The 8,553-nt window shown below is 69.1% G+C and carries 9 protein-coding genes and 1 pseudogene; 7 read left to right on the top strand and 3 right to left on the bottom strand.

Going from position 1 to position 8,553, the window contains the following annotated elements; all coding sequences use genetic code 11:
* The 3 genes from tnpA to ACFTZB_RS39530 form a co-directional block, all read left to right on the top strand.
* Positions 1–295, top strand: a 295-nt coding sequence (gene tnpA / locus ACFTZB_RS39540; protein WP_378440473.1) for an IS200/IS605 family transposase, incomplete at its 5' end; no start/stop codon positions are given.
* Between the two features lie 136 nt (positions 296–431).
* On the top strand, positions 432–2,618 hold the full coding sequence (locus ACFTZB_RS39535; protein ID WP_378440471.1) for an acyltransferase family protein: 2,187 nt from the start codon (positions 432–434) through the stop codon (positions 2,616–2,618).
* A gap of 93 nt (positions 2,619–2,711) precedes the next feature.
* On the top strand, positions 2,712–3,299 hold the full coding sequence (locus tag ACFTZB_RS39530) for a carboxymuconolactone decarboxylase family protein (RefSeq protein WP_378440469.1): 588 nt from the start codon (positions 2,712–2,714) through the stop codon (positions 3,297–3,299).
* Here the strand turns inward: ACFTZB_RS39530 and ACFTZB_RS39525 are convergent.
* Entirely contained in the window at positions 3,284–3,724 is a 441-nt protein-coding gene (locus ACFTZB_RS39525) for a DUF3224 domain-containing protein (protein ID WP_378440467.1), read from the bottom strand. The genes ACFTZB_RS39530 and ACFTZB_RS39525 overlap by 16 nt on opposite strands.
* 65 nt (positions 3,725–3,789) lie before the next feature.
* On the opposite strand from ACFTZB_RS39525, the gene ACFTZB_RS39520 reads away from it, so the two are divergent.
* The gene (locus ACFTZB_RS39520) at positions 3,790–4,590 is read left to right on the top strand and encodes a helix-turn-helix domain-containing protein (RefSeq protein ID WP_378440465.1); all 801 of its coding nucleotides are present in this window, start codon (positions 3,790–3,792) and stop codon (positions 4,588–4,590) included.
* A gap of 18 nt (positions 4,591–4,608) precedes the next feature.
* Here ACFTZB_RS39520 and ACFTZB_RS39515 read toward each other — a convergent pair whose 3' ends face one another.
* Positions 4,609–4,821, bottom strand: a complete 213-nt coding sequence (locus tag ACFTZB_RS39515; protein ID WP_378440463.1) for a hypothetical protein — start codon at positions 4,819–4,821, stop codon at positions 4,609–4,611.
* An 11-nt stretch (positions 4,822–4,832) separates the two neighbouring features.
* Complete coding sequence (locus ACFTZB_RS39510; protein ID WP_378440461.1) at positions 4,833–5,414, bottom strand: helix-turn-helix domain-containing protein; 582 nt, start codon at positions 5,412–5,414, stop codon at positions 4,833–4,835.
* Positions 5,415–5,461: 47 nt separating this feature from the next.
* On the opposite strand from ACFTZB_RS39510, the pseudogene ACFTZB_RS39505 reads away from it, so the two are divergent.
* The 3 genes and pseudogenes from ACFTZB_RS39505 to ACFTZB_RS39495 all read left to right on the top strand — a co-directional run.
* Positions 5,462–6,312: pseudogene (locus tag ACFTZB_RS39505) on the top strand (class I SAM-dependent methyltransferase).
* 157 nt (positions 6,313–6,469) lie between these two features.
* A complete protein-coding gene (locus ACFTZB_RS39500; RefSeq protein WP_378440458.1) occupies positions 6,470–7,591 on the top strand; it encodes a helix-turn-helix domain-containing protein in 1,122 nt (373 codons plus the stop codon).
* 184 nt (positions 7,592–7,775) lie between these two features.
* Positions 7,776–8,553: hypothetical protein (locus ACFTZB_RS39495; RefSeq protein ID WP_378440456.1), on the top strand; the 778-nt coding region annotated here is incomplete at its 3' end.

The following is an 8,553-nucleotide window of genomic DNA, read 5'->3' as shown; positions in this document are numbered from 1 at the left end:
CCGCTACCCACCCACCGCGCAACTGTCCACCCTGGTCAACAGCCTCGAGGGCGTCTCGGCTCGTTACCTGCGCCAAGAGTTCCCCGACCACATCCAGAAATACCTGTGGGGCAACCACTTCTGGTCACCGTCCTACTTCGCCGCCTCCGCCGGCGGAGCCCCACTCGCCATCATCGCCGAGTACCTCACCAACCACAAACGAACCGAACCCACTCAAGGAAGCGACCCCGCTATGCGCGATCGCGCAGTACAGAATCAGCTTCCTCCCGGCCCTGAAGGGCCAGGCCTCCTCTGATCAATCCGGTGAAAGTCCGCCCGATTGCGCTCTGCCCTGGTACGGCGTGCCTTTCGGGAAAACTGCGGCACCGCTGTCATCATGAGGCCAAGGCCGCAGCCGAAGGGGCTCGTCGCATGGACAGATCGCTGATCGAGTGAGTACCGTCGCCAGCCCGGAACGACGGGGCCGGTCCGGTGACCGCCCTCGGACCGGTGACCGGACCGCCGGAACCGTGTTCCGTACGGACATCGAGGGTTTGCGGGCCCTCGCGGTGCTGGCCGTGGTGTTCTTCCACGCGGGTGTGCCCGGGATCGACGGCGGGTTCGCGGGTGTCGACGTCTTCTTCGTCGTCTCGGGGTTTCTCATCACCGGTCTGCTGTGGCGGGACGTGGCGGCCACCGGCCGCGTGGGGCTGGCCGAATTCTACGGCGCCCGTGCCCGGCGACTGCTGCCCGCCGGGTGCGTCGTGCTGGTGGCCACCGCGATAGCCGCCGCCGTACTCCTTCCCCCACTGCAGGCCCGCGCGGTCCTCGGCGACGGGATCGCCAGCGCGCTCTACGTCGGCAACTACCGGCTGGCGCTGCACGGCACCGACTACCTGGCCGCCGACGCGCCGCCGTCACCGTTCCAGCACTACTGGTCGCTGGGCGTCGAAGAGCAGTTCTACCTGCTGTGGCCTGCACTGATCATCGGGGTCGCCTGGCTCGTGCGGCGCCGGACACGACGCCTCGGCCCGGACCACGCACCGTCGGCGACCCCGTATCTGCTCGTCCTCGCGGTGGTCGCGGCGGTGTCGTTCGCGGTCTCACTCGACTGGACCCGCACGCTGCCGCCGTGGGCGTTCTTCTCGCTGCCCGCCCGCGCGTGGGAGCTGGCCGCCGGTGGGTTGGTCGCGCTGTCGGTTCGGCACTGGCGGCGCCTGCCGCCGGTGGTCGCCGCGGCCGCCGGCTGGGCGGGTCTTGCACTGATCGTCTTCGCCTGTGTTCGGCTGGGCGAGACGACGCCCTACCCCGGCACCGCCGCGCTGCTGCCCGTTCTCGGCACGGTGCTGGTGATCGGCGCAGGCTGTGCGGCACCGCGGCTGGGAGTCGGCCGGGGCCTGTCCCTGCCGCCGATGCGGGCCGTCGGGCGAGTGTCCTACTCCTGGTATCTCTGGCACTGGCCGGTGCTGCTGCTCGCGCCGATCGTGCTCGGCCGCTCTCTCGACCTGACCGATCGGCTGGCGATGGTCATGGTGTCCGCAGGCCTGGCCGGACTGACACTGGCCCTGGTCGAGAACCCGGTCCGCTTCGCGGCTCCGCTGCGCCGCTCGGCCTCGCGCAGCCTCGTCCTCGGCGGAGCCGTCACCGCCGTCGCCGTCGGTGCGGCGCTGGTGCTGCTGGTGGCGCGACCGGTCCCAGTCGGTCACGGCGCCGCCGCAGAAGCCCTCACCGTCTCGGCACCGGTCGAATCGGCTACTCCCGCAATCGATCCTCGTGACGCGGCGGTGAACGACATGACCGCGCAGGTGCAGTCGGCGGTCGCGGACGCTGCTGCGCTGCAGGCGGTCCCGTCGAATCTGTCGCCACCGCTCGCCGACGCACCGGCAGACAAGCCTGCGGTGTTCGTCAACGGCTGCGTACGGTCGTGGCTCGAGGTGGGGCAGGACGAGTGCGCATCGGGTGACGTGGCGTCCGCGACGACGGTGGCGCTGGTCGGGGATTCGCATGCCGCGATGTGGGCCCCGGCGTTCGAAGCGGCCGCCGAGCAGCGCCATTGGCGGCTGGAAACGATGGGCAAGGTCACCTGCCCGCTCCTCGATCTGCCCCTCACCAGCCCCTATCTCGGACGGGAATACAGCGAGTGCGAGCAGTGGCGAGGCGAGATCCTCGACCGGCTGCGCACCGAACGGCCCCGCCTGGTCGTGCTGAGCATGTCCCGGCGGTACGGCGCCGATTTCGGTTTCAGCGTGTACGGCAGGCCCTGGCTCGACAGCCTGACCCGACTGGTCACGGAACTCCGGGCCACGGGTGCGTCCGTCCTCGTCCTCGGGCCCGTCCCGGATCCGCAGTCGACCGTGCCGACGTGCCTGTCGGCGCACCTCGACGACGCGACTGCCTGCTCACCGCCACGGCCGGTAGCGGTCGACGACGCCGGGGTCGCGGCCGAGGCAGCCGCCACCGCGGCAGGCGGCGGACGGTACGCCGATCTCACCGCCCTGTTCTGCACCGCCGAGCGCTGCCCGGTCGTCGTCGGCAACGACCTCGTGTACCGCGACGACAACCACCTGACGCTCGAACACGCGCAGGCGCTCTCCCCCGTGATCGCCGCGCTGGCCGACCGCGCACTCGCGCAGGGCTGACGATCGGCCGGCGAAAAAATCCGGTTCGGATGTCACATTCGGCTCGTGGCCGGTGTCTCTATGCCGAGAGCATTCGAACCGGAGGAGGAAATCATGACCAGGATCCCGCAGGCAGAATTGACCGGCATCTACGGTGCGGTCGTCAAGCGGATGTCCCGCAAGATGCTCGGCGACGTGCCCGAGGGGGTGGGAGTCGTGTGGAACAACCGCAAGGTGACGAACTTCAGCTTCAGCGTCAGCCGCAAGGTACAGAAGTGGGACCGGTGCGACGAGAATCTGAAGTCGTTCGCCCACATGGCGGTGGCGAGCATGGTGGGCTGCGGCTTCTGCCTGGACTACGGCTACTTCCAAGCCCACAACAACGGACTGGACGAGACGAAGGCACGCGAGGTGCCCCGATGGCGTGAGTCGGACGTCTTCACCCCGGTGGAGCGGGACGTGCTGGAGTACGCCGAGGCGATGACGCTGACCCCGCCGACGGTCACCGACGAACTGTCGGGCAGGCTCCTGGAGGCGCTCGGTCCGGCCGCGATGGTGGAACTCACCGCGTTCATCGCATTGACGAACTTCATGACCCGCTCCAACACCGCGTTCGGCATCGAATCGCAGGGCCTCGCGGCGTCGTGTGGCCTGAAGCCGCTGAGCGCACGCTCGACGACCCCCACTCAGCCGACGTCGTAGGACAGCACGAATTCGTAGCCGCCCTCGCCGGGTCCGGCGATGGACAGGTCCGCGCTGCCGCGCAGGTCGGTCAAGCCGCCCGTGCCCATACCCGGCACCACCTCGATCCGTGCCGACACGGAACCCTGGTCCTGGCTGCCGAGGTGCTGGAACACGCACGTTCCGTCGTGCCCGCCGATCGAGCCCTCGAAGCGCTCGAGGCCGAGCACCGGGGCGGCATCGGCCTTGTACGCGATCAGGTAGGCCACGGTGCTCGTTCCCTCGATGTCGCCGGAGTACGAATATTCGACGGCCGCTCGGGTGGCGCCGCGTGCGGGGTAGTAGGTGTCGCCGGCGGTCGTACCTTCGCCGTCGACGTCGGTGATCACCGATTCCGACCACGCGGCGATGGTGAATGTGCTTCGTGCAGTGCGTGAGTAGCTCATGTGAGGAGACTCTATGTACGCGGCCGCGTGGTGTGCTTGAACATTCGCGACACTAGGATGAGCGAGTGCCGAATGTGCCAGGACATCCCGAGGCGATCGTCCGCCCGACCGCCGACGCACCCGGTTTCGAGGTCGAACGAGTCGCTCCCCGAGCAGATTTGGCCGAGTTCGTGGACTACCACTGGCTGGTGCGGTGGTCGGTGCCGAAGCCCCATCGGCAGCAGGTGGTTCCTCAGCCGCGCGTTCACGTCGCCGCCGAGGACGGCCAGTTGCTGGTGCACGGTATCTCGCGGTCGCCGTTCTACCGAACGTTGACGGGACACGGCCACGTGCTGGGAGCCGCCTTCCACGCCGGCGGGTTCCGGCCTCTGCTGAAGAGCAGTCTCGGTGCGATCTCGGGAACCGTCCAGCCCGCACGGGATCTGCTCACCCTCGACGATCGCCCGGTCGCGGAACGGATCCTCGCAGGCACGGACAGCGCGGAGATGATCGACGCCTTCGAGCGGTACCTTCTGCACACCGATCCCGTTCCGGATCCCACGGGGCGGGAGATCACGGCCCTGGTCGGCGACACCCAGCGCCGCCGGGACTTCGTCCGCGCCGACCAGCTCGCCGCGCACGCGGGCTGCAGCCTGCGCACCCTGCAACGGCTGTTCACCGAATACGTCGGCATCGGCCCGAAGTGGGTGATCCAGCGGTTTCGCGTCCTCGACGCGGCCGCCGCAGCCCACTCGGGCGAGAGGATCGACTGGTCTGCGCTCGCCTACGAATTGGGGTTCAGCGACCAGGCCCACCTGACCCGGGTCTTCACCCAGGTCGTCGGCACACCGCCTGCCACCTACCAGCGCGCGAACGGCCTGCTGTAGCGCGTCCGGCTCCGCCGCTCAGCCGGCGAATCCGAGTCCCCGCTCGGCGAGTTCCTCCGCGAGAATCCGGATCGCTTTCGGTCCGACGCCGTGGATCTTCAACAGCTCCTCGGCGGTGACCGTCGTCAGTTGATCGAAACGCGTGTAGCCGTGGGATGCGAGCTCACGACGGGAGACCTTTCCCATACTCGCCGGGAATTCCGTCTCGCCTGCGGTGTCGGAAGACGACATATCCGTCCCTTCTACTCGTTGTGGTCGGCGTGCAGGTGTGCCCGCTCCCCGTCGTGGTCGAAGATCGTGAGGATCTCCACCGGACCGTCGTGGGCGCCGATGGAGTGCGGCACCATGGTCGAGAACTCCGCTGCGGCACCCGCTTCGATCAGGATGGTCCGCTCCCCCAGTTGCAGACGGGCCGTCCCCGACAGGACCGTGAACCACTCGTGACCGGGGTGCACACACACGTGTTCCGGGCCCGCGGGCCGTTCGGGGGTGATGCGCATCTTCGCCACGGTTGCGCCGTGGAGGGCACGTTCGCGGGACAGCAGCCAGGTCGTGAGACCTCGCGTCTGTTCTGGCATCGGCCGGATCACCACGTCCTCGTCGTCGACGGACTCGACGAGTTGATCGAGCGTGGTGCCGAGAGCCCGCGCGATCGGAACCAGTTGGTCGAGGGCGATCCTGCGGTGCCCCGTCTCGATGCGGCTCAATGTGGACGGACTGAGGAAGCAGCGGGCCGCGAGCGCGTCGAGGGACCACCCGCGGGCCAGCCGTAGACCCCGGATCCGCTGCCGGATCACGCCGTCCAACCCCAGTTCTTGCGTCATACGCAAGAGTGTATGCGCTTAGGGCAGAACGTGGCTGGCCTGGAGTCATGACACAGCACTCGCATCACCACGCCCACCACCACGGGGAACACACACCGGCCCACGAGGCCGCACTGGCAGATCTTCTCGACCTCGACGCAGACATCTTCGGCGCCTACCTGGACCTGGTGGCCGAGTGGGCCGGACTGCGCGCCGGGGAGACGCCTCGCCGGGTCGTCGACGTGGGCGCCGGAACCGGCGTCGGCAGCCTGTCACTGGCTCGGCGGTTCCCCGCGGCCGAGGTCGTCGCGATCGACAGGTCGGAGGTGATGCTGGGGCGCATCCGCACCGCCGCGCGCGGGCAGGGATTGGCCGAGCGGGTGAGCGTCGTGCGCGCCGATCTGGATGCCGGCTGGCCCGGGGTCGAGGCAGCCGATGTCGTATGGGCGGCCTCCTCGTTGCACGAGGTCGCCGACCCCGACCGGCTGCTACGCGACATGTACGCCGCACTGAACACCGACGGCGTGCTGGTGGTCGTCGAGATGGATGCTCTGCCCCGCATCCTGCCGAACGACCTGGGGATGGGCCGCCCGGGCCTGGAGTCGCGCTGCCACGAGGCCTTGGCGCGGATGGACTGGAACGCGCACCCGAACTGGCGGGCCCATGTGGAGAGGGCCGGTTTCGTGGACGTCGAGGAGCGCCGGTTCACCAGCGAGGTAACCCCCGCCCCGCCGAGCACCGGACGCTACGCACACACCTTTCTGCGCCGCGTTCGCTCGGCCCTCGACGGACAACTCGCCGCCGACGACCGCGACACTCTCGATCGCCTTCTCTCGGACGACGGCCCGGACAGTGTTTGCACCGCGGGGACCTGGCGGTCCGCGGCAGCAGGACCGCCTGGACCGCCCGACGACCCTGAAATCGCCGGTGGGCGCTCTCGTCTGGGCGTTCAGGACGGGCGGTCTGCGATGGCGAGGATGGGCAGGATCCGGATGCTCGGTGACATTCGGAATCCAACCAAAGAATTTCAGTCTTTTTCTTGGTTCCGTCTCGGACCGATTCAGTAGACTGGCGGAGTGCCGAATCAGGAGAACCCCGAGTTCGCCGGGAGCGAGCCCAAGGTCCCGTTCCCCAAGCCGGAACGCGACATCGATCTCTACCGCCGGGCGATCGCGACCCTCCAGGCCGCACTCCCCCACGGCTGGTCGCTGACGTCCGGGAAGTCCCGCTCCCTCGCCGACGCGCCGGAACGGTTGCTGGTCGGCGCACCGGGCGGCGAGGTGGCGTCCTTCTCCGTCATCCCCGCCCGCGGGGTGCTCGCGGGGGACGCCGCCCGGTTCGCCGACGGACTTTCCGGATCCGATCGCGGATTCGTCTGCGCTCGTTATCTTTCCGAGCCCGTTCGCCGCCAACTCGACGCCAGGGGGCTCTCCTACGCGGACGCGACGGGCAACACGTCGCTGTCGGCAGACCGGCCCGCCATCTGGGTGCGCGACCGCGGCGCGGACGCCGACCCGTGGCGTGGACCCGGCCGTCCGGCCGCTCAGCTGACCGGCGATCCCGCCGCACGGGTCGTGCGTGCCCTCGCCGATCATTCGGGTCAGCTGACGGTCCCGCAACTCGTCCGGCTGTCCGGCGCGTCCACCGGCGCGACGTATCGGGTGGTGGAGACCCTGGAGGAACGCGATCTCCTCGAGCGACTCCCCCGCGGCCCCATCACCAGTGTTCGGTGGCAGCAGATGCTGCGCGCCTGGAGCAGCGACTCCAGCTTCAAGGACTGCCCCACCGTCGGCTACTTCGCGCCCGAAGGAGTGCAGTCGTTCGTCGCGAAACTCGGGAAGGTCTCCGATCATCTCTACACGGTGACCGGCTCGCTCGCCGCGGCGGCGTTCGTCGAGTACGCGCCGGCGCATCAGGTGCAGATCTACGCCGACAACGCCGAGGCGCTGGCAGGCGCTCTCGAACTACGTCCCGTCGATCAGGGCGCCAACGTCCTCGTCGCCACTCCCCGATCGGCCGCGGTCTTCGAACGCACCCTGTTCCGCGACAACGTCCGCCTGGCCGCCCCGGCACAGGCCTTCGCCGATCTCCTCGCCGGCACCGGCCGCCATCCGCAGGAAGCAGAGCATCTCCTCGGCTGGATGACCGAGAACGTGTCCGAGTGGAGAACTGCCCTCGGCGCCCCCACGGTGACCTGACCGATCACTCGCCGGAAGCGGAAACTCTCCGAGTGTGTGCAATACGACCACGCCACGCCGCGCGTGATGGCGCGCACAAGCACGCCCGGGTAGCAGGATGTACATCTTGTGGCCTTCACCGACCCGGTCGGAACCGGCCTGACGGAAGTCGCAATCCGTTCGCAACACGAATAGGGGTTCTTGCATGTCCATGGGAGTCGGGCTCAGGATCGGCAGTGTCGTGTCCACCGCGGTGGTGGCGTCGAACGATCCAGGATCCCCGGATCCGGTCGTCATCGTCCGCGACACCGTGCTGCACATGTGCCCGGACGGCACCGCAATTCTCGGCGGATCGGCGCCGCACACGATCGGCGACACACACACCGTGTCGGGGTTCCTTCCCCGCGTCGGCGACCCGGCCGGTGTCGCGGTGGGCGACGGATCGCGGTACCGCGCAGAAGACCTGGTCGCGGGCGCGATGCGCTGCCTGCTCCGCGAGTGCGAACCCCTCCCCGACCACGGTGGCCGGACGGGCGGCGCGCCCGACATCATGGCCACCTACCCCACCCGCTGGGACTCGGCCGCCGTCGCAGCGCTCCGCGACGCTCTGGACTACGCCGACATGTCGTACCTGTCCCTGGTCTCGGACGCCGAAGCCGCCGCGGCCTGGTTCGAATCCGAGATCGCCGAGCGCCCGGGGCAGTTGGTCGGCATCTATCACGTCGACGACACCGGATCGACGGTCGCGCTGATCCGCTCGGGCGTCGAGGCAGGCAAGGCGTTCCGGTTCTCCTCGGGAGGCTCCCCGACGGCCCAGATCGCCACCGCACTCGGCGCGTTCGGCTGGCTGCCCGGCAACCTCGATGCCGTGGTCGTCACCGGAGACGGCCTGATCGCGAGGGACTCCGCGGCCGTTCACGGGTTCGCGGCCACGATCGGCGAGAAGTTCGACGTCCGGTGCGTCGTCGGCCCGGGCCCCGAGC

This window comes from Rhodococcus sp. NPDC057014 (genome assembly GCF_042673295.1).
In the GTDB taxonomy this organism is placed as follows: Bacteria; Actinomycetota; Actinomycetes; order Mycobacteriales; family Mycobacteriaceae; genus Rhodococcus_F.
This window is presented reverse-complemented; position numbering and strand designations above follow the sequence as displayed.